Origin of the sequence: Methylobacterium dankookense (assembly GCF_902141855.1) — a bacterium.
Classification (GTDB): domain Bacteria; phylum Pseudomonadota; class Alphaproteobacteria; order Rhizobiales; family Beijerinckiaceae; genus Methylobacterium; species Methylobacterium dankookense.
The window spans coordinates 77,824-104,264 of the sequence record NZ_CABFVH010000008.1 but is presented as its reverse complement, the minus strand read 5'-3'; the positions used below and the strand labels follow the sequence as shown (position 1 = coordinate 104,264).

Annotated in this window: 28 protein-coding genes; 14 read left to right on the top strand and 14 right to left on the bottom strand. The window is 71.9% G+C overall.

The window, feature by feature from the left end; genetic code table 11:
* Positions 1-42 precede the first annotated feature (42 nt).
* The gene (locus tag MTDSW087_RS09330) at positions 43-1,074 is read left to right on the top strand and encodes a D-cysteine desulfhydrase family protein (RefSeq protein ID WP_144763069.1); all 1,032 of its coding nucleotides are present in this window, start codon (positions 43-45) and stop codon (positions 1,072-1,074) included.
* Here MTDSW087_RS09330 and MTDSW087_RS09325 read toward each other — a convergent pair.
* The 8 genes from MTDSW087_RS09325 to MTDSW087_RS09290 all read right to left on the bottom strand — a co-directional run bounded on the left by MTDSW087_RS09325 (position 1,055) and on the right by MTDSW087_RS09290 (position 6,799).
* The gene (locus MTDSW087_RS09325; protein ID WP_144763067.1) at positions 1,055-1,426 is read right to left on the bottom strand and encodes a DUF423 domain-containing protein; all 372 of its coding nucleotides are present in this window, start codon (positions 1,424-1,426) and stop codon (positions 1,055-1,057) included. The two genes, MTDSW087_RS09330 and MTDSW087_RS09325, sit on opposite strands and share 20 nt — an antisense overlap.
* Entirely contained in the window at positions 1,423-2,106 is a 684-nt protein-coding gene (yihA, locus tag MTDSW087_RS09320; protein ID WP_144763065.1) for a ribosome biogenesis GTP-binding protein YihA/YsxC, read from the bottom strand. The genes MTDSW087_RS09325 and yihA overlap by 4 nt, the downstream gene beginning before the upstream one ends.
* A 61-nt stretch (positions 2,107-2,167) precedes the next feature.
* Positions 2,168-4,012, bottom strand: a complete 1,845-nt coding sequence (gene yidC, locus MTDSW087_RS09315) for a membrane protein insertase YidC (RefSeq protein ID WP_144763063.1) — start codon at positions 4,010-4,012, stop codon at positions 2,168-2,170.
* The gene (rnpA, locus tag MTDSW087_RS09310) at positions 4,002-4,544 is read right to left on the bottom strand and encodes a ribonuclease P protein component (RefSeq protein WP_144763061.1); all 543 of its coding nucleotides are present in this window, start codon (positions 4,542-4,544) and stop codon (positions 4,002-4,004) included. Before rnpA ends, yidC begins: the two co-directional genes overlap by 11 nt.
* Before the next feature lie 70 nt (positions 4,545-4,614).
* Positions 4,615-4,749 carry a 50S ribosomal protein L34 gene (gene rpmH / locus MTDSW087_RS09305; RefSeq protein ID WP_007558110.1) on the bottom strand — a complete coding sequence of 45 codons (135 nt, stop codon included), beginning with the start codon at positions 4,747-4,749 and terminating at the stop codon, positions 4,615-4,617.
* A gap of 193 nt (positions 4,750-4,942) precedes the next feature.
* A complete protein-coding gene (locus tag MTDSW087_RS09300) occupies positions 4,943-5,122 on the bottom strand; it encodes a hypothetical protein (protein WP_144763059.1) in 180 nt (59 codons plus the stop codon).
* Between the two features lie 169 nt (positions 5,123-5,291).
* Positions 5,292-5,837, bottom strand: coding sequence for an adenine phosphoribosyltransferase (locus tag MTDSW087_RS09295; protein ID WP_144763057.1), 546 nt, complete (start codon positions 5,835-5,837; stop codon positions 5,292-5,294).
* A 167-nt stretch (positions 5,838-6,004) separates the two neighbouring features.
* Positions 6,005-6,799 carry an inositol monophosphatase family protein gene (locus MTDSW087_RS09290; RefSeq protein ID WP_144763055.1) on the bottom strand — a complete coding sequence of 265 codons (795 nt, stop codon included), beginning with the start codon at positions 6,797-6,799 and terminating at the stop codon, positions 6,005-6,007.
* 252 nt (positions 6,800-7,051) lie between these two features.
* Here MTDSW087_RS09290 and MTDSW087_RS09285 point away from each other — a divergent pair, with 252 nt between their 5' ends.
* Positions 7,052-8,740, top strand: a complete 1,689-nt coding sequence (locus MTDSW087_RS09285; protein WP_144763053.1) for a methyl-accepting chemotaxis protein — start codon at positions 7,052-7,054, stop codon at positions 8,738-8,740.
* A 180-nt stretch (positions 8,741-8,920) separates the two neighbouring features.
* Here MTDSW087_RS09285 and MTDSW087_RS09280 read toward each other — a convergent pair whose 3' ends face one another.
* Entirely contained in the window at positions 8,921-10,135 is a 1,215-nt protein-coding gene (locus tag MTDSW087_RS09280; protein ID WP_144763051.1) for an NADP-dependent isocitrate dehydrogenase, read from the bottom strand.
* Positions 10,136-10,333: 198 nt separating this feature from the next.
* Positions 10,334-11,350: a gamma carbonic anhydrase family protein gene (locus MTDSW087_RS09275; protein WP_144763049.1), complete on the bottom strand. Its 1,017-nt coding sequence runs from the start codon at positions 11,348-11,350 to the stop codon at positions 10,334-10,336.
* Between the two features lie 201 nt (positions 11,351-11,551).
* Between MTDSW087_RS09275 and MTDSW087_RS09270 the strand changes: the two genes are divergently transcribed.
* The gene (locus MTDSW087_RS09270) at positions 11,552-12,031 is read left to right on the top strand and encodes a molybdenum cofactor biosynthesis protein MoaE (protein WP_144763047.1); all 480 of its coding nucleotides are present in this window, start codon (positions 11,552-11,554) and stop codon (positions 12,029-12,031) included.
* 23 nt (positions 12,032-12,054) lie between these two features.
* Complete coding sequence (locus MTDSW087_RS09265; RefSeq protein ID WP_144763046.1) at positions 12,055-13,239, top strand: AI-2E family transporter; 1,185 nt, start codon at positions 12,055-12,057, stop codon at positions 13,237-13,239.
* Here MTDSW087_RS09265 and MTDSW087_RS09260 read toward each other — a convergent pair whose 3' ends face one another.
* Positions 13,240-14,472, bottom strand: coding sequence for an amidase (locus tag MTDSW087_RS09260; RefSeq protein WP_144763044.1), 1,233 nt, complete (start codon positions 14,470-14,472; stop codon positions 13,240-13,242).
* 88 nt (positions 14,473-14,560) lie between these two features.
* On the opposite strand from MTDSW087_RS09260, the gene MTDSW087_RS09255 reads away from it, so the two are divergent.
* From MTDSW087_RS09255 to MTDSW087_RS09210, 10 genes are all read left to right on the top strand, one after another.
* Complete coding sequence (locus MTDSW087_RS09255; protein ID WP_144763042.1) at positions 14,561-15,556, top strand: extensin-like domain-containing protein; 996 nt, start codon at positions 14,561-14,563, stop codon at positions 15,554-15,556.
* A 210-nt stretch (positions 15,557-15,766) separates the two neighbouring features.
* Positions 15,767-16,192 carry a hypothetical protein gene (locus tag MTDSW087_RS09250; protein WP_373322010.1) on the top strand — a complete coding sequence of 142 codons (426 nt, stop codon included), beginning with the start codon at positions 15,767-15,769 and terminating at the stop codon, positions 16,190-16,192.
* Positions 16,193-16,236: 44 nt separating this feature from the next.
* A complete protein-coding gene (locus MTDSW087_RS09245) occupies positions 16,237-16,917 on the top strand; it encodes a ribonuclease T2 family protein (RefSeq protein WP_144763038.1) in 681 nt (226 codons plus the stop codon).
* Between the two features lie 138 nt (positions 16,918-17,055).
* Positions 17,056-17,901 carry a 23S rRNA (adenine(2030)-N(6))-methyltransferase RlmJ gene (locus MTDSW087_RS09240; protein WP_144763036.1) on the top strand — a complete coding sequence of 282 codons (846 nt, stop codon included), beginning with the start codon at positions 17,056-17,058 and terminating at the stop codon, positions 17,899-17,901.
* Positions 17,902-18,172: 271 nt separating this feature from the next.
* A complete protein-coding gene (locus MTDSW087_RS09235) occupies positions 18,173-19,750 on the top strand; it encodes a sensor domain-containing diguanylate cyclase (protein WP_144763034.1) in 1,578 nt (525 codons plus the stop codon).
* Between the two features lie 158 nt (positions 19,751-19,908).
* The gene (locus tag MTDSW087_RS09230) at positions 19,909-21,405 is read left to right on the top strand and encodes a GGDEF domain-containing protein (RefSeq protein WP_144763032.1); all 1,497 of its coding nucleotides are present in this window, start codon (positions 19,909-19,911) and stop codon (positions 21,403-21,405) included.
* A 232-nt stretch (positions 21,406-21,637) separates the two neighbouring features.
* A complete protein-coding gene (locus MTDSW087_RS09225; RefSeq protein ID WP_144763030.1) occupies positions 21,638-21,961 on the top strand; it encodes an XdhC family protein in 324 nt (107 codons plus the stop codon).
* Positions 21,961-22,656, top strand: a complete 696-nt coding sequence (locus MTDSW087_RS09220) for an XdhC family protein (protein ID WP_144763028.1) — start codon at positions 21,961-21,963, stop codon at positions 22,654-22,656. Before MTDSW087_RS09225 ends, MTDSW087_RS09220 begins: the two co-directional genes overlap by 1 nt.
* Complete coding sequence (locus tag MTDSW087_RS09215; RefSeq protein WP_144763026.1) at positions 22,653-23,678, top strand: molybdopterin-binding protein; 1,026 nt, start codon at positions 22,653-22,655, stop codon at positions 23,676-23,678. The genes MTDSW087_RS09220 and MTDSW087_RS09215 overlap by 4 nt, the downstream gene beginning before the upstream one ends.
* Positions 23,671-24,267, top strand: a complete 597-nt coding sequence (locus MTDSW087_RS09210; RefSeq protein ID WP_144763024.1) for a nucleotidyltransferase family protein — start codon at positions 23,671-23,673, stop codon at positions 24,265-24,267. The genes MTDSW087_RS09215 and MTDSW087_RS09210 overlap by 8 nt, the downstream gene beginning before the upstream one ends.
* Here MTDSW087_RS09210 and MTDSW087_RS09205 read toward each other — a convergent pair.
* The 3 genes from MTDSW087_RS09205 to bcsS all read right to left on the bottom strand — a co-directional run bounded on the left by MTDSW087_RS09205 (position 24,243) and on the right by bcsS (position 26,092).
* Positions 24,243-24,419 (bottom strand): DUF2256 domain-containing protein, encoded by a 177-nt coding sequence (locus tag MTDSW087_RS09205; protein WP_186383791.1) that lies wholly within the window; start codon positions 24,417-24,419, stop codon positions 24,243-24,245. The genes MTDSW087_RS09210 and MTDSW087_RS09205 overlap by 25 nt on opposite strands.
* Before the next feature lie 4 nt (positions 24,420-24,423).
* Positions 24,424-25,287, bottom strand: coding sequence for a formyltransferase family protein (locus MTDSW087_RS09200; protein ID WP_144763020.1), 864 nt, complete (start codon positions 25,285-25,287; stop codon positions 24,424-24,426).
* Between the two features lie 127 nt (positions 25,288-25,414).
* Positions 25,415-26,092, bottom strand: coding sequence for a cellulose biosynthesis protein BcsS (gene bcsS / locus MTDSW087_RS09195; RefSeq protein ID WP_144763018.1), 678 nt, complete (start codon positions 26,090-26,092; stop codon positions 25,415-25,417).
* Between the last annotated feature and the right edge of the window lie 349 nt (positions 26,093-26,441).

The following is a 26,441-nucleotide window of genomic DNA, read 5'->3' as shown; positions in this document are numbered from 1 at the left end:
CGGGACGTTGACAGGAGGAGTTCGAGGCGGCCACTTCGCCGCATGACAGATCTCGACCTCGCCCGCTTCCCTCGCCTGCCGCTGCTCGGCCTGCCCACCCCGATCGAGCCCCTGGCCGGGCTGACGCGGGAACTCGGCGCCGCGCTGAACGGCGTGCAGATCCTGGTGAAGCGCGACGACCTCGCCGGCTTCGGCGGCGGCGGCAACAAGCTGCGCAAGCTCGAATTCCTGCTCGGCGCCGCGCGCGCCGAGGGCGCCGACACCGTGATCACGGTCGGCGCCCTGCAATCGAACCACGCCCGGCTCACCGCGGCGGCGGCGGCCCGCAACGGCCTGAAATGCGAGCTGTTCCTCACCCGCAGCGTGCCGCGCGAGGAGGCCGCCTATACGGGCAACGGCAACCGCTTCCTCGACGACCTGTTCGGTGCAGAGGTCCATGAATTGCCGGGCGAGGCCGACAGCCTCGCGGCGGCCGAGGCGCGGGCGGAGGAGCTGCGGGGCGAGGGGCGCACGGTCTACACCTTCCCCTCCGGCGGCTCGAGCCCGGTCGGCTGCCTCGGCTACGCGGCCTGCGCCGCCGAGATCGTGACCCAGGCCGAGGCCAAGGGCCTGGAGCTGGCGCAGATCGTGGTGCCGAACGGCAGTGCCGGCACCCATGCCGGGCTCGTCGCGGGGCTGACGGCCCTCGGCCGCGACCCGAAGCTCGCCAAGTCCTATGCCGTGCTCGCCGAGGAGGAGGCCGCGAAGGCCGAGGTGCTCGCCAAGGCGAACGCCACCCTGGATCTCCTCAGCCCCGGCACGCAGGTGGAGGCCGCCGACATCCTGGTCGACGGGCATCCGCGCGGGCCGGGCTACGGCATCCCCACCGACGCCATGCGCGCTGCCGTGCGGCTGATGGCCCGCTCGGAGGGCATGCTGCTCGACCCCGTCTACAGCGGCAAGGCCTTCGGCGGCCTGCTGCGCGACGTGGCGGCCGGCCTCTACCCGGAGGGCTCGACGGTGCTGTTCGTGATGACCGGCGGCTCGCCCGGCCTGTTCGCCTATCCGGACGCCTTCAGCGACGCGGCGGGATGAGCATGGCCGCGGCGGCGACGAGCCAGCCGAGCATCAGCGCCGTGCCCCCCGCGGGCGCGGCCATCGGGAAGAGCGGCTGACCGGCAAGCGCCCGCAGGGACAGGTCGCCGCTGAACAGGACGAGCCCGACGAGCAGGAGCCCCGCGGCGATGCGGGTCGCGAGGCGGTGGGTCAGCCCGGCGCCGCCGAGTGCGACGAGCGCCAGGATCGCGGGGGCGTGGAACAGCAGGAACTGCGCCGCGGTCTTCAGCGAGTCGGTGCCCGCGCCATGCGCCGCCGCGGCCGAGGCGGCGACGCCGAGCCCGCCGGCGAGAGCCGCCAGCGCCAGGATCAGGCGGTCGAGGCCGCTCACGCGCCGCGCACGGGCAGGCCGCGCTCCTCCAGGAGCTTCGCCACCGCCGCGCGCAATTCCGGCACGCCGCGATCGTCGCGGCTCGATGTGAGCAGCACCTGCGGGAAGGCGGCCGGACGTTTGGCGAGCGCCGCCTCGATCCCGCGCAGCCGCGCCTCCACCTCGGACTTCTTGAGCGCGTCGCCCTTGGTCAGCACGATCTGGTAGCTCACCGCCGCCTTGTCCAAGCCGTCGAGCACGTCGGTGTCGAGGCTCTTCAGGCCGTGGCGGGCATCGATCAGCACGAAGACGCGGGCGAGGTTGGCACGGCCCTTGAGGTATGAGTGGATGAGATGCGTCCAGGCCTCGACCTTGGCCTTCTCGACCGCGGCGTAGCCGTAGCCCGGCATGTCGACCAAGCTCAGATTCTTGCCCACCTTGAAGAAGTTGAGTTGCTGCGTGCGCCCCGGCGTGTGCGAGGTGCGCGCCAGCGTGTTGCGGCCGGTGAGCGCGTTGATCAGGCTCGACTTGCCGACATTCGAGCGGCCGGCGAAGGCGATCTCGACATCCTCCATCGGCGGCAACCGATCGAGGGTCTGCGCCGCGGCGTAGAAATCCGCATTGCCGGCGAACAGCAGGCGGCCGTCCTCCAGAAGGGCGGCGTCCCGGGCTTCGCTGTCGGACGGAGGGGTCTGGCTCACGGCAATCTCGTCTCGGCCCTCTCCCCTCCCCGCGAGAGGAGGAGAGATCCGTTTCAGCGCGTCAGCTCTTGGCCGGGGCGTTCTTGCCGGCCGCGCCGCGCCGGAACGTGCCCCTCAGGTTGTCCCACAGCTCCACCTTCACGCCGTTGCGGCGCATGATGATGTACTGCTGGATCACCGAGAGCAGGTTGTTCCACGCCCAGTAGATCACCAGACCCGCCGGGAACGAGCCCAGCATGAAGGTGAAGATGATCGGCATGAAGGTGAAGATCTGCGCCTGGACCGGATCCGGCGGCGTGGGGTTCATCTTCATCTGCACGAACATCGTGATGCCCATGATGATGGGCCAGATGCCGAGATGGATGAAGTCCGGCGCCGCGAAGGGCAGCAGGCCGAACAGGTTGACGATGCTCGTCGGATCGGGCGCGGCGAGGTCCTGGATCCAGCCGAAGAACGGCGCGTGCCGCATCTCGATGGTGATGAACAGGACCTTGTACAGCGCGAAGAAGACCGGGATCTGGATCAGCACCGGCCAGCAGCCGGCCACCGGGTTGATCTTCTCCTTCTTGTACAGCTCCATCATCGCCTGCTGCTGCTTCATCTTATCGTCTTTGTACCGCTCGCGGATGGAGGTCATCTCCGGCTGCACGGCCTTCATCTTGGCCATGGAGACGTAGGAGCGGTTGGCGATGGGCAGGAAGAAGATCTTCAGGATCAGCGTGACGACGAGGATCGAGACGCCGAAGTTGCCGAACAGGTGGAAGAAGAAGTCCAGCGCCCGGAACATCGGCTTGGTGATGAAGTGGAACCAGCCCCAGTCGATCATCAGATCGAACTGCTTGATGCCGAGGTTCTTCTCGTAGGCGTTGATGGCGTTCACCTCCTTGGCGCCCGCGAACAGGCGCTGCGTGGAGGTGGCGGAGGCGCCGGGCTCGATGCTGCGCCCGTCGGCGCGCACGCTCGCCTGATAGACCTTGGTGGCGCCGTCGGAGCGCTCGGTGAAGGCGCCGGTATAGGGCATGCCCTGATCGGGGATCGCCGCGGCGGCCCAGTACTTGTCGGTGATGCCGACGAAGCCGCCGGTCACGTTCGACCAGGCCTTGCCCTTGGTGCTCGGGCCGCCATAGGCCGGCTCCTTGGCGAGGTGGTCGTAGGTGTATTCCTGCAGGCCGTCGCCGCCGAGCACGCCGATCATGCCCTCGTGCAGCACGTAGTAGCCCTGGGTATGCGGCTTACCCCAGCGCGAGACGAGGCTGTAGGGATAGAGCGTCACGGCGCCCGAGCCCTTGTTCTCGACCTCGTCGCGGACGGTGAACATGAACTTGTCGTCGACCGCCAGGATGCGGCGGAAGACGAGGCCGGCGCCGTTGTCGTAGGTCAGCGTCACCGGCTTGCCGGGCGAGAGCACCTCGCCATCGGCGGTCCAGACGGTGTCGTTGGTGGGCAGCGGGCCGGCATTCTGGCCGACCCAGCCGAACTCGGCATAGTAGGGCGTCTCGGTCCCGGCGGGCGAGAACAGCACGATCTCCGGGCTCTTGTCGTCCACGGTCTCGTGATAGTTCCGCAGCTTCACGTCGTCGATGCGGCCGCCCTTGAGCGCCACCGAACCGGTGAGCGCCGGGGTCTCGATGCGGAGGCGCGGCGAGCGGGCGATCGCCGCCTCGCGCGACACGACGCCCTGCGGCGCGGTGCCGGGCACCGGTGCGGCGGGGCCGCCCTCCTTCGGAGCCGGGGACGGAATGCCGTCCGGGCTCACGCCCGGGGCCTGAGCCTGCGCCGCCTGGTTCTGCGCGGTGGCCTGGCGCTGCTGCTCCACGCGCGGCGCGGCGACGAAGTAGTTCCAGCCGAGCAGCACGACGAGCGACAGGGCGATCGCCACGAACATGTTCGTCTTGTCATTGCCCATCGGGGACACCGCCGCACGCGTTCGAGAGGGATTGCGAAATTGATGGCGCGGGCGGGGAATCCGCGTCGCGCCGGGTAGGTGTGGGTTGGGCCGGGGATCCGCCAGGGCCGGAAGCCCCGCTCTTGCCCCGTCCCTTGCCCCTGCCGGCCGCATGGCCGGGCCGCCGCGCGGGCGCATCGGGCGCGCGCGGCCTCACCACGGCGGAGACCGCGCGGCGCAGGTCGTCCTTCAGGGTATCGAAGGTCGCATCGAGAGCCGGTCGGCGGGCGATCAACACGATATCGGCCGGCACGACGGGCAGATCGGCGGCGACGGCCGCCACGGCCGCACGCAGGCGGCGGCGGATCCGGTTGCGCTCGGTGGCGTGCCCGACCCGCTTGGTGATGGTGAAACCGACACGCAGAGTCCCGGACTCCTCGGGGCCGGCCACACGCAGGCGGCCTTGTCCCGTCATCCGCTCGGTATGGAAGCGGCGCCCCTCGGCCGCCGCCAGGAAATCGGGCCGCCGCCTGAGCCGCTCGATCGTCGACATCGCCGATCCGACCCCGCTGGCCTCGATGGTCGCCGGCGCCCGGCGAAGCGGGCGCCGCGAAAGGTCCGCCTCAGGCGGACAAGCGCTTGCGGCCGTGCGCGCGGCGGCGGGCGATCACCTTGCGGCCGCCGGCGGTGGCCATGCGAGCGCGGAAGCCGTGACGGCGCTTACGGACGAGCTTGCTCGGCTGGTAGGTTCTCTTCATGGCGAAGCCTTCAAAGGTCGAGGCGCGTTCGCGGACGGCTGATGCCGCGCCCGACCTTCACGCGTCCTGGAGAGTGTCTGCAAACGCGAAGGGCGCCCGGATAGGGCGCGCCGACGCGATTGGCGGGCTTATGGCGGAAGGGTGCTCCCAAGTCAACGTTCCGGACGTGCCGCGGCGCGGCGCCGGCCGCCCGTCAGGAGCCGCCGGCCGGGACCCGGCCGCGCCCGCGCAGGATGAGCACGATCCCGAGCACGATGCTCGCGAGGCTCCCCCCGAACGGCGCGAGCAGGAGCGCGGCGTGCCCGAGCAGGCGCCACGCGACGAGGACGGTGAGCATCGCCCCCATCAGGGCGACCGCGAGGTGGCGGAACATCGGATCGCAGTCCCGGACGTACGGCCGATTCGGGCCGTGCGTCTTCAGATGTACAACGCCCGCTCCGATGGAGACATCGGAAAAACAGCCGGCCCGCCCGCGGCCCGCAAGATCGGGGACTTCAGGCCACAGGAGCTGCGAACAGGCGGGAAATCGGAGCGAGATCCGCTCAATGACCCTCGAATTCCATCAGGGTCCGCACCGGAACCCCGAGATCGCGCAGGCGCTGCGCGCCGCCGATCTCCGGCAGGTCGATGACGAAGCAGGCGGCGACGATCTCCGCGCCCATGCCCCGCAGCAGGTTCACCGCGGCCGTCGCCGTGCCGCCGGTGGCGATGAGGTCGTCCACGAGGATCACCCGGTCGCCCGCCTTCACGGCGTCGACGTGGATCTCGATCTCGTCGGTGCCGTATTCGAGGGCATAGGCCATCGAGACGGTCTTGTGCGGCAGCTTGCCCTTCTTGCGGATCGGCACGAAGCCCGTGGAGAGCTGGTGCGCCACCGCGCCCCCGAGGATGAAGCCGCGCGCCTCGATGCCCGCCACCTGGTCGATCCGGCCGCCCGCGAAGGGATGGACCAGCGAATCGACCGCGCGGCGGAAGGAGCGCGGGTCGCTCAGCAAGGTGGTGATGTCCCGGAAGATGATGCCGGGCTTCGGGTAGTCGGGAATCGAGCGGATCGATTCCTTGAGCGCGAGGTGGCGGCGGGCTTCCATCAGGACATCCTCTGATACCGTGTCCGGTCGATCAGATCGGACGCGGTATCAGAGAGCCCGCGCGGCGTCTGAGCGAGGACGATATCCGCCATCCCGAAGGGATCGAGCGGAGGTCGTATGAGACGGCCGCGTTAAAGCAGACCGCGCGGCAGCTTGCGAATCGGGACTCAGCCTTGAGCCTTCTTCAGGATGGCGAGCAGCTCCCGCTGCAGGGTCTCGTTGCCCGCGCAGACCGAACGGGTGGCGAGCGGCTCGGCCGCCCCGTCCGCCGCGGTGACGAAGCCGCCGGCCTCGCGCACCAGGATGACGCCCGCCGCGAAGTCGTAGGTCTGCAGGTCGCGCTCCCAGTAGGCGTCGAGGCGGCCGCAGGCGACGTAGGCGAGGTCGAGGGCCGCCGAGCCCATGCGCCGGGTGCCGCCGGAGACCGCCATCACGGCGCCGACCTCGCGCAGCAGGCGCGGATGGTTGCCGCGGCCGAGATAGGGCGTGCCGTAGGCCACCAGCGCATCGGCCATGTCGTTGCGCCCCGAGACGCGCAGGCGCCGGTTGTTGAGGAAGGCGCCCTTGCCGCGCTCGGCCACGAACAGCTCGTCCTTGACCGGATCGTAGATCACGCCGGCCACGATCTGGCCTTCGCGCTCAAGCCCCACCGAGATCGCGAAATGCGGGATGCCGTGCAGGAAGTTCGCGGTGCCGTCGAGGGGATCGACGTGCCAGGTGTGGCTCTTGTCCGTGCCCTCGATCGTGCCGTTCTCCTCCAGCACCATCCCGTAGCCCGGGCGCGCCTTCATCAGCGCGTCGCGCAGCACCTCCTCGGCCTTGCGGTCGGCCGCCGAGACGAAGTCGCCCGGCCCCTTGCGCGAGACCTGCAGGTTCTCGACCTCGCCGAAATCGCGGCGCAGGCCGCGCGACGCCTTGCGCACGGCATCGACCATCACGGTCATCAGGGGGGATGAGATCATCGCGGGATCCGATTGTCGAAGAGCGTTTGCGCCGCGTTAAACGCTCCGCCGCCCGGAATCGAGCCCCCGCGCCGCATGGGTGTCATAAGCGGGTGCGGCCGACGGACCGGATGCTTCCGGACGCGCCTTAAAGACACGCCCACGCGCGCGTGATCAAACGGCGCCGCCCGATAGATCCGGCCTTAACCATCTGCATGTGAAACATTTCCGGCGGCCGGCCCCGAACCACAGCCCGGCCGCGCGAGGCCCGCCATGACCACCCGTTCCCTGACGATCCGTGCCAAGCTCACGGCCGCGTTCTGCACGCTCCTGCTCTTCGTCGCCGGATTGGCGTGGATCGGCTACGTCAGCACGGCCCGCATGAACGGCCTCCTCCTCGACGTGCAGACCAACTGGCTGCCGAGCGTGCGCACCGCGGGCCAGATCGACGCGCTCACCGGCCGCTACACGACGAGCGTCCTGCGCCACATCCTCACCAGCGAGCCGAAGATGCTCGCGAGCATCGACAAGGATCTCGTGGAGCGGGCGCGCAAGCTCGACGAGGTGCGCCGCACCTACGAGCCCCTGATCACCTCGGCCGAGGAGCGCACCCAGTACGAATCCTTCGTGCGCAGCTGGCGCGACTTCACCGCGGCGGTGGAGGGGATCCTCACCCTGTCGCGCGAGGGCCACAAGGCCGAGGCGCTGTCGCTCTACGAGACCCGCGGCGTGGCCCCGCGCCGGGCCGCCTCCACCGCCCTCGACGCGATCGTCGCCCTCAACAATGCCGGCGCCGTGCAGGCCGAGACGGACGGCGCGGCGACCTATGCGCAGACCCGCACGACCCTCGTCGCGGCGGGCCTCGTCGCCATGCTCCTGGCGGTCCTCCTCGGCGCGCTGATCATCCGCTCGATCAGCCGCGACATCGCCTCGGTGGTCACGCCGATGAACGCGCTCGCGGCCGGCGACATCGGCGTCGCGATCCCCCACCAGGGCGCCCGGACCGAGATCGGCACGATCGCCGCGGCGGTGCAGGTCTTCAAGGAGGGGCTGATCCGCATGCGGAATCTCGAGAGCGCGACGGAGGCCGCCCGTGCGGGCGCCGAGGCGCAGCGCAAGGCGACGATGCGCGAGATGGCCGACGGCTTCGAGCGCGCGGTGAGCGGCATCGTCGGCGGCGTCACCGCGGCGGCCACCGAGCTCCAGGCCACGGCCCAGAGCATGGCCGGCACCGCGACCCAGACCGCGAGCCAGTCCACCACCGTGGCGGGCGCGGCGAGCGAGGCCGCGGCCAACGTCAACACGGTCGCCGCGGCGGCCGAGCAGCTCGGCGCGTCGGTGGGCGAGATCAGCCGGCAGGTCGACGGCTCGGCGAGCCTCGCCAACGCCGCCGAGTCGGATGCCGACCGGACCGTCGGCCTGGTGCAGGACCTCGCCCTGGCCGCCTCCAAGATCGGCGACGTGGTGGCGCTGATCTCGCAGATCGCCGGCCAGACCAACCTGCTCGCGCTCAACGCCACCATCGAGGCGGCCCGCGCCGGCGAGGCGGGGCGCGGCTTCGCCGTCGTGGCGGCCGAGGTGAAGGAACTCGCCAATCAGACCGCCAAGGCCACCGGCGAGATCAGCCAGCAGATCGGCCAGATCCAGGGCGCGACCGATCAGGCGGTCCGGGCGATCACCGGCATCGCCGGCCGCATCCGCGAGATCAGCGGCGTCGCCACCTCGATCGCCACCGCCGTCGAGGAGCAGGGGGCAGCGACGCAGGAGATCGTCCGCAACGTCGCCCAGGCCGCCACCGGCGCGGGCGCCGTGACGACGACGATCGCCGGCGTGGCCCAGGCCGCCGAGGAGACCGGCGCGGCCGCCTCCCAGGTGCTGGGGGCGGCCTCCGACCTGTCGCGCCAGTCCGAGCATCTCAACGCCGAGGTCGCCCGCTTCCTCGCCACCGTCCGCGCGGCTTAGAGCCGCTCCCGATCGCGTTGCAATCGGGAGTTGTGGCGCGCTCTCTTGCGCCGAACCGGGATCCACTTCGGCGGAGAGCGCTCTAAGGCGCGACCGACCTCCCGAGGACGCATGGAAAAGGGGCCGGCGGTTCGCAACCGCCGGCCCCTTCTCATTGCCGTCCCGCGCGTTGGAGGGCGCTCAGGCGCCCATCGCGGCCTTCAGGTTCTGGTCGACCTTGTCGAGGAAGCCGGTGGTGGAGAGCCACTTCTGGTCCGGCCCGACGAGGAGGGCGAGGTCCTTCGTCATGAAGCCCGCCTCGACCGTGTCGATGCAGACCGTCTCGAGCTTGGTGGCGAACTTGGCGAGCTCCGCGTTGTCGTCGAGCTTGGCCCGGTGGCTGAGGCCGCGCGACCAGGCGAAGATCGAGGCGATGGAGTTCGTCGAGGTCTCCTTGCCCTTCTGGTGCTCGCGGTAGTGGCGGGTCACCGTGCCGTGGGCGGCCTCGGCCTCGACGGTCTGGCCGTCGGGGGTGAGCAGGACCGAGGTCATCAGGCCGAGCGAGCCGAAGCCCTGCGCGACGGTATCCGACTGAACGTCGCCGTCGTAGTTCTTGCAGGCCCAGACATAGCCGCCCGACCACTTCAGCGCCGAGGCGACCATGTCGTCGATCAGACGGTGCTCGTAGACGATCCCGAGCGCGTCGAAGCGCGACTTGAACTCGTTCTCGTAGACCTCTTGGAACAGGTCCTTGAAGCGCCCGTCATAGGCCTTCAGGATGGTGTTCTTGGTCGACAGGTAGACCGGGTACTTGCGGTTGAGGCCGTAGTTCAGCGAGGCGCGGGCGAAGTCGCGGATCGAGTCGTCGAGGTTGTACATCGCCATCGCGACGCCGGCCTCGGGGAACTTGAAGACCTCCTTCTCGATCACCGTGCCGTCCTCGCCCTCGAACTTGATCGAGAGGCGGCCCTTGCCCGGGACCTTGAAGTCGGTGGCGCGGTACTGGTCGCCGAAGGCGTGGCGGCCGACCACGATCGGCTGGGTCCAGCCGGGAACGAGGCGGGGCACGTTCTTGCAGATGATCGGCTCGCGGAAGATCACGCCGCCGAGGATGTTGCGGATCGTGCCGTTGGGCGACTTCCACATCTCCTTCAGGCCGAACTCCTTCACCCGCGCCTCGTCGGGGGTGATGGTCGCGCACTTCACGCCGACGCCGTGGCGCTTGATCGCGTTGGCGGCATCGACCGTGACCTGGTCGTTCGTGGCGTCGCGGTGCTCCACGCCGAGGTCGTAGTATTCCAGATCGACGTCGAGATAGGGGTGGATGAGCTTGTTCTTGATCTCGGCCCAGATGATCCGGGTCATCTCGTCGCCGTCGAGCTCGACGACCGGGTTCGCCACCTTGATCTTCGCCATGATCCGTGCGCCTTCCTGAGCCAGGGCCTCTGAAGCGGGCCTTCCTGGCGGCCTCCAGGCAATCCGGATGCCGCAACCGGCGCCGTCCATAGCGTGCGTCGCAACAGAGGGACAAGCTGCCCGTCCGAGCGCGGTGACAGCCTCCGGGCTCTGTCAGGCCGGTCTCGGCCTCCTCACGCGAGCTTGACCCGGAGCCGCCTACTCCGCCTCGGCCTGCGCCACGCGATACTCTCGCCCGTGCTTGCAATAGCCCTCGACGATGCGGGCCATCATGGCGCGCTTGTCCGCATCGAGGGGCCCGAGGATGCGCGCCGGGCGGCCGCCCCAGAGATGGCCGCCTTCCAAGAGCTGGCCCGGATCCGTGGTGGCGCCGGCCGCGAGCATGACCTCGTCGGCGATCACCGTGCCCGGCGCGATCGACGCGCCGATGCCGATCAGGCAGCGCGCGCCGATGCGGCAATCGCCGATGCGGACGTTGTGGCCGATCGTGGTGTCGCGGCCGATCACCACGCCCTCGGACCGGCTGCGGATGACCGTGTTGTCCTGGATGTTGGTGTCGGCGCCGACCACGATCGGGCCGACCTCCGCGTGGAGGTCGCAGGAGAACAGCACGCTCGACCCGGCCCCGAGGCTGACGCGGCCGCGCAGGCGCGCGGTGCGGGCGACGAAGACCGTGTCCTCCACCTCCGGCGGCGCGGCGGGCTGGCCCGTGCCCTCGCCCATGCCCTCGCGCAGGCGCTCGGCCCGCTCGGCGACCTCCGCCCGGTCGACCGGGCGGCGGGGCTTGGCCGGGCTGCCGCCATAGACGAAGCCCGCCGGCAGCTCGGCCCTCGGGAACACGGTGGAGCCCGCCTCGATCACCACGCCGTCGCCGATGCTCGCCCCGTCGAGGATCACCACGTCGTCCTCGATCACCACGTCAGAGCCCACCGTGCAGGCATGGACCACGCTGTTGCGGCCGACCGTCACCCGGTCGCCGCAGCGCGTGCCGTGGGTGAAGGTGGCGATGTGCACGGTGGAGCGGTGGCCGAGCCAGAAGCGCTCGCCCACCGTCACGCTCTGGCCGTCGGCGCGGATGACTCCGTCGTCGCCGATCCAGGCCTGGGCGCCGATCGTCGCGGCGCCGATCACGGTGCTGCCCCGGCCGCACCAGACCGGGCGGCTCGCGAAGTCCGGCAGGACGCCCTCGTAGGGCAGGATCAGGTCGGGGCTCACGGGGCTCGTCCTCGATGCAGTTCCGCGCGAGCCCGCAGGCGGCGCGATCCGGGCCGGGGGGCAATCCCGCACGGGTCACGCGCGGGAGCACCTGCCGTGCCGTCCTGCGGTGCCATATAGACCCCCGGGGGCGGGGTGTCAGGCGCGGGACCGTGCGCCGGGCCGCGAGGTCCCCTCCCCTGTCAGGAGTTCCGATCCGTCATGCCGCAGGACCCGCAGCAAGACCCGTCGCTCGTCAGCATCCAGGCCGAGCCCTTCGACGTGGCCGCCGAGATCGCCCGGGTCGAGGCCGCCCATGGCGGCCGGGCGGGGGCGGTCGTCACCTTCACCGGCCTGTGCCGGGACGAGGGCGGGCGCCTCACCGGCCTGGAACTGGAGCATTATCCCGGCATGGCCGAGGCCGAGATCGGGCGCGTGGTCGCCGAGGCGCAAGGCCGCTGGCCGCTCCAGGCGGTGCGGGTGATCCACCGGCACGGGCTGGTGGCGCCGGGGAACGGGATCGTGCTGGTGATCGTGGCGTCGAGCCACCGGATCGCGGCCTTCGAGGCGGCGAGCTTCCTGATAGACTACCTGAAGACCCGCGCCCCGTTCTGGAAGCGCGAGCATCTCGCCGACGGGACCACGGGCGGCTGGGTCGAGGCGGCGGAGGCCGACGACGCGGCCGCCGCGCGCTGGGCCTGAGCGGTGCGAGAGGGGGAACAGGCATGACGGCGGACATCGCACCGGACTTGGCGACAGGCGACGGCAGGACGGATCCGGGCGGGCCGCCAGTCGGGCCCTGGCGGGGCGCGCGGCCGCTCGCGCTCTCGGGCATCGGCGTGGTCTCTTTCTGCGTCCTGCTCGCGCTCGCCTGGCGGGCGGCGGACACCCTGCTCCTGATCTTCTCGGGCGTGCTGCTCGGCGTCTTCCTCGACGGGCTGACCCGGGCGCTCGGGCACGCCTTCCCCCTGCCGCGCTGGCTGCGGCTCACCGCCGTCTGCCTCGCCCTGGCGGCCGGCACGGCGGGCTTGGCGAGCGTCGGCGGCGCCACCATCGCCCAGCAGGGCCGCGACCTCGGCCAGACGGTGAGCGCCCAGGCCGGCACGGTGCGCGACTGGCTCGCGCAGCGCGGCATCGACGTGCCCTCCTTCCCTGGTGGGACCGGCGAGGACGGCAAGCCGGCTTCCGAAACGAAGGACGGGCAGAAGCCCGGCGGGCTGCAGGGTCTCGCGGCGGGGATCCTGAAGAGCCCGGGCTCGCTCCTGTCGGATGCCGGCAACGTGCTGGGACCTGCGGCGACCGTGGTGCTCGGCCTGTTCAACGCGCTCGGCAACATCGCGGTGATCGTGTTCCTCGGCATCGCCTTCGCGGCCGATCCGGGCAGCTACCGCGACGGCGTGCTGCGCTTCGTGCCACCGCGCAGGCGCCCGCGCGGGGCCTCCGTCCTCGACGGGGCGGGCGAGACCCTGCGGCACTGGCTGTTCGGCCAGCTCCTCACCATGGCGGTGATCTTCCTGTTCACCTGGGCGGGTCTCGCCTTCCTCGGGATCGGCGGCGCGCTGATCCTCGGGTTGCAGGCGGGCCTGCTCGCCTTCGTGCCGACGATCGGACCGCTGGTCGCGGGCGTGATCATCCTGCTCGCGAGCCTCGCCTCGGGGGCGAACGCGGTGCTCGGTGCGCTCGGCGTCTATCTCGCGGTGCAGACCCTGGAGAGCTACGGGCTCACGCCCTTCATCCAGAAGCGGGCGCTCGACATCCCGCCCGCCACGATCTTCGCCGGTCAGCTCCTGCTCGGCGTGATCTTCGGCCTGTGGGGCATCGCGCTGGCCCTGCCGCTCATGGCGGTGATCAAGGTGATGCTCGAGCAGATCTACGTGGAGGACGTGCTCGGGGAGCCCCGGGACCGCTGATCACCCGCGCGCCAGCGCATCCTCGATCAGCCGCGCCACGGCGAGGGCGCGGCCGTCGTCGCCGAACCGGGCGATCACCTGCACGCCGACCGGCAGCGGGCCGCCCGGCACCGGCACGTTCACGCAAGGTACGCCCATCAGCGTCCAGAGCCGGTTGAAGCGCGGGTCGCCCGTCGAGGCGAGGCCCTGCGGCGCGTGGCCCGGCGCCGAGAAGGTCAGCAGCGCGTCGTAGTCGGAGAACAAGCCCTTCAGGGCGCGGCGGGCATGGTGGGCGGCGCGGCGCGCCGCGTCGTACTCGGCGGCCGGGATGGCCTGCGCCCCGTCGAGATGCTGGCCGAGCTGCTCGGACAGGGCGGCGCGATGCGTCGCGTATTCCCAGCCGAGGGCCTGGGCCGCCTCGTAGTCCTGGATCACCCGCTGGCGCGCCCAGGCCTCCGGCATCGGCTCGGGCAGGGCGAGATCGTCGACGCGGGCGCCGGCCCGCTCGGCGGCGCGCCGGGCGGTCTCCAGGGCGACGCGCGCCTCCGGCTCGGCCTCGCCTGCGAAATCCTGCAGGACGAGGCCGATGCGCGGCGCCGCGACCGTGACGCCCTCGATCTCCGGGCGGTTGGCGAGGAGGGCGAGGGCGTGGGCGAGGTCCTGGGTGCCGGCCGCGAACAGGCCGAGCGTGTCGAGGGCCCAGGAGAAGGTCTTCACGCCCACCGTCGGCAGCAGCCGGAAGGAGGGCTTGATCGCGGCGCAGCCGCAGAAGCTCGCGGGCCGGATCACCGAGCCCGCCGTCTGCGTGCCGAGCGCCAGGGGCAGCAGGCCCGCGCCCACCGCCGCGGCCGAGCCCGCCGAGGAGCCGCCCGGCGTGCGGCCGGGATCGTGCGGGTTGCGCGTCTGCGTCGGATCGGCGCTGGCGAAGGGCGAGGTCGTGGTCTTGGCGAGGATCACGGCGCCGAGGCGGCGCAGGCGCGCCACCACCGCGGCATCGGCCTTCGGCTGCCAGCCGGCATAGATGGGCGAGCCCATCTGCGTGGGCATGTCGGCAGTGTCGATGATGTCCTTCACGCCGACCGCGATGCCGGCGAGCGGCCCCGCCTCCGGCACCGCCGCCTCCGCGTGCAGGCTCGCCAGGGCACCGATCCCCGGGTCGCGGGCGGCGATCGCCGCGCGGCAGAGGTCGACGGCGCCGGCCGGGGTGAGCTGGCCGGCCTCGATGCGGGAGCGGATGTCGAGAAGCGAGAGCATGGCCCGGTCTGTCCGGCCCGGGCCGATCCTGTCAACGCCGGAGCAACGTTGACGAAGGCTTTACGGACAGCTGCGCATTCTCCGCGCCATGTGGCGTAGCGTAATTGCGTTCTCCGCCCTGGCGCTGGCCGGCGCGGGGCTCACGGGCTGTGCGCTCAACAAGTTCGAGCGGCGCGACCCATGGCGGGACCAGGCGGAGCAGATCTGCCTGTCCAAGAAGCTCGTGACCCCGACCGAGTTCATCACCCCGGTCAAGGAGATCGACGGGCCCGGCCCCTGCGGCATGCAGCAGCCCTTCCGGGTGACGCGGCTCGCGGGCGGCACCGTCGCGCTCAAGCAGCGCATGACCCTGGGCTGCCCGGCGCTCTCCGAGGCCGAGGCGTGGCTCGCCGACACGATCCAGCCGGCGGCCGAGATGTATTTCGGCCAGCCCGTGGCCGAGATCAACGCCGGCTCCTATGCCTGCCGCGGGCGCAACAACCAGCCCGGCGCCAAGCTCTCCGAGCATTCCTTCGGCAATGCCGTGGACATCATGTCCTTCAAGCTGGCCGACGGCTACGTCATCACCGTGAAGGGCGGCTGGCGCGGCACCGAGGCCGAGCAGGGCTTCCTGCGCGAGGTCTTCCTGGGCGCCTGCCAGCGCTTCAGCACCGTGCTGGCGCCCGGCTCGAACGTCTTCCACTACGACCACATCCACGTGGATCTCGCCCGGCACGATCCGCGGGGCCTGCGCCGCATCTGCCAGCCGCTCATCAAGTTCACGCCGCGCCTCGGCGCCGAGGGCCGCACGCCCTCGCGGCCGCTGCCGCCACCGCGCCAGCCCGCCCCGCCGCAGGCGCCGATCGACGTCGAGGAGGACGATCCCTACGGTGTGACCCCGATGTCGCAGAACCGCGCGCCGACGCAGGTGGCCCGCGCCCCGGCCCGCCCGCAGGAGCCCGCCCTGCATCAGGCTCCGGCGGCCTACGCCTCGGTGCCGCCGCGGCCCGCGCCCGTCCGCGCCGCGCCGCCGCGGGCCGCCGAATTCGACGACATGCCCCTCTCGATCAGCCCGCCGGCCGCCTCGCCGGGCCCGCTCTACTGATGCCGAGGCGCGCCGCCGGACAGGACGGATTCGATGTGACCGCCCTGCCGCACCGCGGCGGGAATCGACCGCAGCCGGCGCCTGCGGCTTGACTCGGGGACGGCCCGGTTCATCGTCCTCCGGATGCAGGAACCCGAGCGTACGAGTCCGCCCATGTCGTCCACCTCCGCGAAGACGCGCCGGCTCCCCGCCGCCCTCGGTGCCGGCCTGATGCTGCTGGCCGCCCTGCAGCCGGCGCTCGCCCGCTCGGCCCGCGAGGAGATCGAGCCCGCCGAGGAGCACACCTTCCCCTACGACGCGAACATCCCCGGCTGCCAGGACCCGGGCGTGCTGGAGAAGGTCTCGGACCAGTTCGCCGAGAAGGAAGCGAAGTTCTGGAACTCCTCGCTCACGATCGTGGCCTTCGACCGGATCGAGCGGACCGCGTGGCGGCCCTACGGCCTCGACTATATCCCGCGCCGCTTCTGCTCGGCGACCGCCACCACCTCCGACGGCGTGCGCCGCAAGGTCGATTACTCGGTCCGCGAGAACCTCGGCATCATCGGCTCGACCTGGGGCGTCGAGTTCTGCATCCACGGCCTCGACCGCGACCTGAGCTACGCCTACGCCACCGCCTGCCGCATGGCGCGGCCGTAGGCTAGCGGCACACCCATACGCTTCGACCTTTCGGGGGGACGGTCATGCGGGACGGGCTTTTGAGACGATTCGGGCGTGCGGCCGCCTGCCTGCTCGGGCTGCTGCCCGCGGCGGCGGGGGCGCAGGATTTCGGCGGCTTCAACCGCGGCGACCGGCCGGGCGCCTTCGACTTCTACGTCCTCGCCCTGTCCTGGTCGCCGACCTATTGCGAGACCGCCGACCGCCCCGACGCGCGCCAATGCGCCCCGGGCCGCGGCCTCGGCTTCGTCGTGCACGGGCTCTGGCCGCAATACGAGCGCGGCTATCCGCAGAACTGCTCGGCGGTGGAGCGCGCGCCCACCCGGCAGGCGATGGAGGTGGCGGGCGCGGTCTATCCGAGCGAGGGCCTCGCCCGCTACGAGTGGCGCAAGCACGGCACCTGCTCGGGCCTCGACCCCGCCGCCTATTTCCGCGCCGCCCGCGACGCCCGCGAGGCGGTGACGATCCCGGACGAACTGAAGGGCGGCGGCAGCGACCGGCGCATGGCCCCGATCGAGATCGCGCGCCTGTTCGTGGCGGCGAACCGGGGCCTGCGCCCCGACACGATGCAGGTCGCCTGCGCGCGCGGCGCGCTGCAGGAGGTGCGGATCTGCTTCTCGAAGGACCTGCGCGGCTTCACCCCCTGCCCCGACCTCGCACGGCAGAACTGCCGCAGCCGGGACATCGCGGTCGGCGCCGGGCGCTGATCCCGCGCCTGGGCGGCCCCGTGCCTGCGGTGCAGCGCGACTTCGTGTAAGGGCACCTCGCGAACTCCCGATCGGCGGGAGCCCTCCCCCGGCCGCGACGGCGCCGCGGGGACCTGCGAGAGACACGAAGCCGCCCGCATGAATTACCGGCACGCCTTCCACGCGGGCAATTTCTGCGACGTCCTCAAGCACCTCGTGCTGGCGCGGGTGCTGGCGCATCTCTGCCTCAAGCCCACCCCCTTCCGGGCCATCGACGCCTTTGCGGGGCTCGGCCTCTACGACCTGACCGCCGATGAGGCGGAGCGCACCGGCGAGTGGCGCGAGGGCTGGGGCCTCCTCGACGAACCCTTCCCCGAACCGGTCGAGGCGCTCCTCGAACCCTACCGCGCGGCGGTGGCGGCCGTGCGGACGCGCCATGGCGACACCACCTATCCGGGCTCGCCGGCCGTGATCCGCGAGGCCCTGCGCCCGGGCGACCGCGGCGTCTTCGTGGAGTTGCACCCGGTCGACATCGAGACCCTGCGCGAGCGCTACAACCGGGATTCGCGCACCAAGGTGGTCCATCTCGACGGCTGGACGGCGATCAACGCCATGATCCCGCCGCCCGAGCGGCGCGGGCTCGTGCTGATCGACCCGCCCTACGAGGTGCCCGGCGAGGTCGCGCGCCTGGGCCTCCACCTCGCCAAGGCCGTGCGGAAATGGCCGACCGGGATCTTTCTGGCCTGGTATCCGATCAAGGATGCCGGGGCCGTCGACCGCATGGCGCAGGCCCTCGACCAAGACCTGCAGCGCCCCGGCCTGCGCCTCGACCTGATGGTCGACCGGCCCGACGGCACGCGCCTCGCCGGCACCGGGCTGATCGTGGTGAACCCGCCCTGGCGCCTCGCCGAGGAGGCGGCCCTGTTCCTGCCGGCCCTGGCCTCGCGCCTCGCCCGCGGCGGCTACGGCGCCTTCCGCTGCGACGCGATCGGCGCGCCCGCCTGATCCGGACTCGGCAAACGGCTCCGAGGCCTTGTTCCGAAAGGTTCTCGTTCGCAGGACCGGCCTCGACTTGGGCCGGGAGCGCCCTGGACCGGCCTCTTAAATCGGACATTCAGCTTTTGATCGGATAAAGGCCCGGAAATAGAGGGCCAGTCTAGAGCTTCCTCCTCGATCCATGGATCGCGAAGGAAGCTCCATCGCGTTGACGAGGCGCATGTTCTTGCGCCGAACCAGCCGCCGGTCCGGCGGAGAATCCTCTAGGGGGCCGATCGAGATGGGTTCGCCGCGCCGCTTGGCGTCCTGGCTGCGATCGGCCCGCACCTGGATCCTTCTCGGAATCCTCGCACCCATCGGCATGGTCGCCGTCTCGGCCGTGATGCTCGTCGAGATGCGCTGGGACGCCTGGGAGCGGGCCGAGCAGACCTCGCGGAACCTGCTGCAGGTGGTCGAGCGCGACATCGCGCGCAACGTCGAGATCATCGACCTGTCGCTCCAGGCCGTCATCGACAACCTGAAGGCGCCCGGCGCGGCGGAGGCGAGCCCGGAGCTGCGCCAGCTGATCCTGTTCGACCGCGCGGCGAGCGCCAAGGATCTCGGCGTGATGCTCGTGCTCGACGAGAACGGCGACAGCGTGATCGACGCGGCCGGCTGGCCCGCGCGGCGGCTGAACAACGCGGACCGCGCCTATTTCCAGGCCCACAAGGCCGATCCCAATCTCGGGCTCCACATCAGCCAGCCCCTAGTCTCGCGCCTGGGCGGCAACAGCATCGTCGTGCTGAGCCGCCGGATCGACAAGCCGGACGGCTCCTTCGGCGGCCTGGTGCTCGCCAGCCTCTCGCTCTCCTATTTCGATCGCCTGTTCGCGCGGCTCGAACTGGGCCGGCTCGGCGCGATCAACCTCTACCGCCGCGACGGCACGCGCATCACCCGCTACCCGGCCGTCGCCGCCAATATCGGCGCGAACATCGCGGGCTCGACGAATTTCGAGCTCTTCGCCGGCGCGCGGAGCGGCCGGGTGGTCGGGACCGCCGTGCGGGACGGCGTCGAGCGCCTCTACACCTTCACCCAGGTCGGCGACCTGCCGCTCATCCTCAACGTCGCCCTGGCGACGCGGGAGATCGAGGCCGAGTGGCGCGTGCGGGCCCTGGTGATCGGCGCGGTGGTGCTGGTCCTGTGCGGGCTCACCATCGGGCTGTCGCTGCTGTTCGGCCGGGAACTTCGCCGCCGCGCCGCGGTGGAGGCGGAACTGGCCCGGCTCTCCCGCACCGATGCCCTGACCGGGCTCGCCAACCGCCGCCGCTTCGAGGACGCGCTGTCCCAGGCCTTCGAGCGCTTCGGGAGCGGGAGCGACCCGCTCTCGCTCCTCATCGTCGATGCCGACCATTTCAAGCGCTACAACGACCGCTACGGCCACGCGGTGGGCGACGCGGTGCTGAAAGCCCTAGCCGGCGCCCTGGCGGCAAGTGTCCACCGGCCGGACGACCTCGTCGCCCGCGTGGGCGGCGAGGAATTCGCGCTGCTCCTCCCCGGCACCGGTGCGGAGGGCGCCGCCCGCATCGCGGATCGGATCCATGCCGAGGTGGCCGCCCTCGCCGTCGGCGCCGCCGGGATCGGCGCGGGCGCGGTCACCGTGAGCATCGGCCTCGCCACGGCCCAGAGCGAGGGCGGCGCCTCGGACCTCTACGGCCGCGCCGATGCCGCGCTCTACGAGGCCAAGGCGACTGGGCGGAACCGGACCTGCCGGGCACTGTCCGCCGGGCCGGATGGCGATCGCGGCGCGATCGGGCACGGCCCGAACCGCCCCCGCCTCCGGCTGGCGGAGCCCGCATCGGCGAGCCCCCGCCGCCTGTGAGCGAAGCCCGGATCGCGGCGACGGAGCGTTAGCCATGATCCGAGCCCGGCGGCCCGAGGCGGCACCGGCGGGCCGCGCGTAAGGCTTTGGTGAGGGGAAAACGGGCGAGATCGGGCGGGTAGCAGGCGCATTCGCCTGCGACGTGGCGGAGTGGTTCCATGCGCCAACTCCGCACACGGAGCTGGATCCTTCTCGGCGTCCTCGCCCCCCTGGGCATGCTCGCCGTATCCGGGCTGATGCTGCTGGAACTGCGGCGCGAGACCTGGGCCAAGGCGGAGCAGACCTCGCGGAACCTGCTCCAGGTGATCGACAGCGACATCGTGCGCACCATCGCGGTCGTCGATCGCTCGCTGCTCGCCGTCATCGCCAATCTCGACGCGCCCGGAATCGAGGACATCGCCCCGGACCTGCGCCAGCGCCTGCTGTTCGGGCCGGCCGCGACGGCCGACCACCTCGCCGGGATGGCCGTGCTCGACGAGAACGGCGACAGCGTGTTCGACGCCGACGCGGTGCCGGCGCGGCGGGTCAACAATGCCGACCGGGCCTATTTCCGCGCCCACAAGGCCGATCCCGATCTCGGCCTCCATATCAGCGAGCCGATCGTCTCGCGGGTCACCGGCACGCCCGTCATCGTGCTGAGCAGGCGGATCCAGAAGCCGGACGGCTCCTTCGGCGGCATCGCCCTCGGGATCCTGAGGCTCTCGTATTTCACCCGCCTGTTCGACCGGATCGAACTCGGCGGGCTCGGCGCGATCAAGCTCTACCGCCGCGACGGTGTTCGGATCCTGCGCCACCCGGAAGCCGGCCCGGGGAGCGCGGGTGCGGCCACCTTCGCGCGTTTCGGGGGCGCCGAGAGCGGCGGCTTCGTGGCACGCTCCGGATGGGACGGCGTCGAGCGCCAGCATACCTTCACCCGGGTCGGCGGCCTGCCGCTCGTCCTCGACGTGGCGCTGGCGACCCGGGAGATCGAGGCGGGCTGGCGGGCGAAGGCCTTGGTGATCGGGGCGGTCGTGCTCGCCCTGTGCGGGCTGGCCATCGGCCTGTGCCTGCTCTTCGGGCGAGAGCTCGGCCGCAGCGCCGCGATGCAGGCGGAGCTCACGCGGCTCTCGCGCACCGACCCACTCACCGGGCTCGCCAACCGTCGCCGCTTCGAGGAGGCTTTCGACGAAGCCTGGGACCGGGCGGCCCGCGCCGATGGCGGCCCGCTCTCGCTCCTCATCGTCGATGCCGACCATTTCAAGCGCATCAACGACCGGCACGGCCACGCGGCCGGCGACGCGGTGCTCAGGAGCCTCGCCCGGGCCCTGGCGGCGAGCATCCACCGGCCGGCCGACCTCGTCGCCCGCGTCGGCGGCGAGGAATTCGCGGTGCTCCTGCCCGCCACGGATGCGGAGGGCGCCGCCCGCGTCGCGGAGACCATCCGCCGCACGGCCTCGCGCCTCCCGGCGGGAGCACCGGGAATTCCGGCCGTCACCGTCAGCATCGGCCTCGCGACCGGCCGGCCCGGAGTCGGCGCCGCCGCGGACCTCTACCGGCGCGCCGACGCCGCGCTCTACGAGGCCAAGGCGACCGGGCGGAACCGGACTTGCAGCGCCCCGGCGCAGACCGAGCCCGCCGGCGCACGGGGCATCCTGTCGCTGGTGGGCGCCGCCTGATACCGCGTCCGGTTGATCAGACCGGAGGCGGTCTCAGCAAGCCCGCGCGGCGCCTGAGCGAAGGCGACATCCGCCATCCCGAAGGGATCGCCCGGATGTCGTATGACAGCCCGACATGCCGATGCGTACTGGGCCCTACGGCGCGCCCGTATCTTGCGTCCGACACGGCACGCCATACCTCCGGACGATCCGGAGCCTGCCGAGGCGCTCCGGGATCACAAGGCCCAGATCCATGCTCTCCTCCGACACCGACATCCTGGCCGCCGCCGAGGCGTGGCGGCGCGCGGGGCGCGGGGTGGCGCTCGCCACGGTGATCGAGACCTGGGGCTCGGCCCCGCGGCCGGTGGGCAGCCATCTCGTCATCGACGAGGCCGGGAGCTTTCTCGGCTCGGTCTCGGGCGGCTGCGTCGAGGGCGCCGTGATCGCCGACGCCCTCGACGTGATCGCCGAGGGCAAGCCCCGCATCCTCGAATTCGGCGTGGCCGACGAGACCGCATGGCGGGTCGGCCTGTCCTGCGGCGGACGCATCCGCGTCTATGTCGAGCGGGTCGATTGATGCGCGGCGAGATCCTCCGGGCCCTGAACGCCGAGCGGGCCGCGCGCCGCCCGGCCATTCTCGTCACCGATATCGCGGAGGGGACGCAGCGCCTCGTGACGGCGGAGGCGCTGGCCGGCGATCCGCTCGCGCCGCTTCTGCGCAAGGCCCTGGCCTCGGGCAGGAGCGGGCTCGTCGAGGCGGAGGGGCGCACGCACTTCCTCACCGTGCAGGTGCCGCCCGTGCGCCTCGTGGTGATCGGCGCCGTCCACATCTCGCAGGCCCTCGTGCCGATGGCCGCCGCCCTCGACCTCGCGCTGACCGTGATCGACCCGCGCACCGCCTTCGCGAGCCCGGAGCGCTTCCCCGGCACCGAGCTCGCGGCCGAGTGGCCGGACAGGGCACTCGGTGGCCGGGTGCCGCCCCTCGACCCCTATTGCGCGCTCGCCGCCCTCACCCACGATCCGAAGATCGACGATCCGGCGCTTCAGGCGGCGCTTCGCGCCGGCTGCTTCTATGTGGGGGCGCTGGGCTCCCGGAAGACGCATGCCGCCCGGCTCGCGCGGCTCGCGGAGGCCGGTTTCTCGGAGGCCGAGACCGCCCGCATCCGCGCACCGATCGGGCTCGACATCGGCGCGGCGACCCCGGCCGAGATCGCACTCTCGGTGCTCGGCGAGATCGTGCAGGCCCTGCGCCGCCCGGGGGACCAGGCGTGAGATTCGGCCCCGTGCCCGTGGCCGAGGCCGGCGGGCTCATCACCGCCCATACCCTGCGCACCGCCGACGCCACCCTGCGCAAGGGCCGCACCATCCCGCCCGAGATGACGGCCGACCTCGCCCGGGCCGGCATCGGCGAGGTGGTGGCGGTGCGGCTCGAGCCCGGCGACGTCGGCGAGGACGAGGCGGCCAGCCGCCTCGCCCAGCATGTCGCGGGCGCCGGCCTCGTCGCCGAGGCGCCGTTCACCGGCCGCTGCAACCTGTATGCGGAGACGGCCGGGGTGCTCTTGGTGGAGCGGGAAATCGTCGATGCGGTGAACGCCGTGGACGAGGCCGTGACGCTCGCGACCCTGGCGCCCTTCAAGCCGGTGGTGGCCGGCGAGATGGTGGGCACCGTCAAGATCATCCCCTACGCGGTCGCCGGCGAGACCCTGGCGCGGGCCGTCGCGGCTGCGGCCGGGCCGGCGCTGCGCGTCGCCCCCTATCGCCGCAGGCGCGTCGGCGTCGTCTCGACGCTGCTGCCGGGCCTGAAGCCGGCCACGATCGACCGCACCCTTGCCGTGCTCTCCGGGCGCCTCGCCCCCACGGGCGCGACGATCCTCGCCGAGCACCGGGTTCCGCACGAGGCCGCCGCGGTCGCCGAGGCGCTGGCCGGGCTGACGGACGCAGGGGCCGATCTCGCGATCGTCTTCGGCGCCTCGGCCATCGCCGACCGACGGGACGTGATCCCCGCCGGCCTGGAGCGGGCGGGGGGCGGCGTCGACCATCTCGGCATGCCGGTCGATCCCGGCAACCTCCTGCTCGTCGGCCGTCTCGGCGGCATGCCGGTGATCGGCGCGCCGGGCTGCGCCCGCTCGCCGAAGGAGAACGGCTTCGACTGGGTGCTGCACCGCCTGCTCGCGGGGCTGACGGTGACCCGCGCCGACATCGTCGCGCTCGGCGTCGGCGGCCTCCTGATGGAGATCGTCTCGCGCCCGCAGCCGCGCGCCGGCGGCGAGAGCGCCGAGGACGGCGATGCCTGAGACCGGCATCGTCCTGCTGGCGGCGGGGCGCGGCACCCGGTTCGGCGCGAGTCCGAAGCTCCTGGCCGCGCTCGACGGGCGCCCCCTCGTGCGGCACGCCGCGGAGGCCGCCCTCGCCACGCGCCTGCGGCCGGTCGTCGCCGTGCTCGGCGCCCATGCGGCCTCGGTGGGGGCGGCCCTGGCGGGCCTCGACCTCGCCTTCGCCGAGAACCCGGACTTCGCCGCCGGCCTCTCGACCTCGCTGCGGGCCGGGCTCGCCGCCCTGCCGGAACGCTGCGCCGGGGCGGTGGTGATGCTCGGCGACATGCCGCGGGTCGCGCCGGCCCTGGTCGAGCGCCTCGCCGCCGCCTTCGACGGCACGCAGGCGGCCGTGGTCCCGGTCGCGGGCGGGCGCCGCGGCAACCCGGTCCTGCTGAACCGGCGCCGCCTCGCCGCCGATCTCTCCCGGCTCACGGGCGACCGCGGCGCCGGCCCGCTGCTGGCGGGGCGCACCGACGTGCTGGAGATCCCGGGCGATCCGGGCAGCCGGCTCGACATCGACACGCCTGAGTCGCTGGCGGCGCTTCAGGCAGGCCGCTCCGGCTCCTGACCCCGTCCGCGCCGCGCCTCGGCCCGGCAGCGGTCGGAGCAGTAGCGCACCGCCTCCCAGACCCGCTCCCATTTCTTGCGCCACGTGAAGGGCCGGCCGCATTGCGCGCAGGTCTTCACGGGAAGGTCGCCCTTGCGGCGCATCGGCGGCATCGGCTCAGCGGCCGATCCGGCCGGCCTCCGCGAGCGGCACCGGCGACCAGCGGGTGATCTGGACGTAGCCGTCGCGGGCCGCGATCACGAGGTGGCGGCGGTAGCGGTGCACCACGCTGCCGGGTGTATGGCCGTGCACCTCGTGCCAGCCGCTGGCCTCGGCCACGAAGATGCGGCCGTCGTCGAGGCGCGCCAGGGTCTCGATGGCGCCGAAGGCGCGCACCCGGCGCAGCACCGCATCGACGCCGGCGCGGAAATCGAGGGTGCGGTCGGCATCCGTCGCCCGCGGCCAGTAGGAGCCGTCGCCCTGCGGCTCGGCCCGGCGCCAGCGCTGCGGCAGGTCCCGCGCGATCGGGCCCGTCGCGATGCGGCGGGCCGCCATCTGGCACTTGGCGAGGAGGCCTTCGTGATCCTCGTTCGCGGGGAGCGGGAAGATGTCCTGCGCGATGATGTCCCCGGTGTCGAAGCCGTCGGCCAGCACGTGGGCAGTGACGCCCCAGCTCTCGTAGCCCTCCTCGATCGCCCGGAAGAGCGGGTAGGGCCCGCGCCCCGTCGGCAGCGGCGAGGGATGGAAGTTCAGCCCGTAGGCGGCCCGGCCCCGCCAGCCGGTCACCAGCCAGGGATAGCCCGCCACCACCAGCGCCCAGTCGCGCCCATGTGCGGCCTGGAGCGCGTCGAGGTCGGCCGTGCGGATGCGCGAGAGCTGGATCGGAATACGGAACTGCCGGGCGCGCGCCACCACGGTCTCGTTGTGGTCGTAGATGCCGTCGCAGGGCCGGGTGAACAGCTTGATCGGGGTCCAGCCGGCCTCGAGCAGCCCGTCGAAGACGCCGCCGAGGAAATCGATGCCGGCAAAGGCGAACTTCATGGTCTCTCCGGCGGCCGGGACTGCGACGAGGGGATGCGGAAGGGCCGCCACTTGGCGGATCCGCTTTCCGGCCCCGCCATACCTTGCCCGCGGCCGGCGGCGCGGCAAGGGGCGACGCGCCGGAGCTTCAGAACGGCGTCCAGGCCGAGACCGCGAGATAGGGATAGGGATCGCGCAAGCCGGTCTCCGTCTGGAATCCGGCGGAGACGCGCAGGCTGAAGCGGCCGAGGTCGAAATCGGTGGCGTGCAGGCCGAGCGCCCATTTCCGATAGCCGAGCCAATCCGCGTAGAGGCTCGCCTCCGGGCCGAGATAGGCGCCCCAGAGCCGGTAGCCCCAGGCGAGGCGGGTCCAGGCATCCATCCGCGCCGTGCCGAGGATCGCGGTGCCTTGGACCAGGGTGTCGTCGGTCGGGCGCGCCCAGATCTCGCCGTGCAGGCGCAGGCCGTAGCGCGGCGGCAGCAGCACGCTGCCGAATCGGTCGGTCAGCATCTCGACCGAGCCCTCGGGACCGGCATAGAGCGCGACGACGCCCCAGTCGTGGAACCATTGGTGACCGAGGAGGGCCGCGCCCATCATCGTCCGCCGGGCGCGCGAGACGGTGCCGGCAGGTGCGCAGGCGCACGTCGCGCGCTCCGCCCTGTGACCGGCCCCCACGCTCGCCAGCACGACGAAACCGTCGCGGTCGAGTCGATCGAATCCGAGCTTCGCGCCCCTGGAGAAGAACGTCGAGGCTCCGGCATCGAGACTGCCGAACAGCAGGAGATTCCAGGTCTCGTCCGCACGGGCGGACGTCGATGCCAGCATCAGCAGCGCAACGATGCTGCGCCCTGCGGCTCTCCATCCGCGACTTGCCAGCCATACAGCCAACAGGCGAACCTCAGAAGAAATACATCCGTGACGAGAAAACTTGGTATCGGTGTCAGTTTCGGCATAACGATCGAAAAATGGCAATAATCATATAATTACTGAGTCATTGTCATCGAACAGAACAAGAATATAAATTGCATTCATTCGTTAAAGTATACGTTTTATTCAAAAATCAAACCTGAAGGAAATCCCCGGCCCATCGATGGCCGCGAATCGGCGCGCCCCTCCGCGGCCGCCGGCGCGCGGTCGATCGCGGACCGGGACGGACCTCGGAACTTGGCGACCG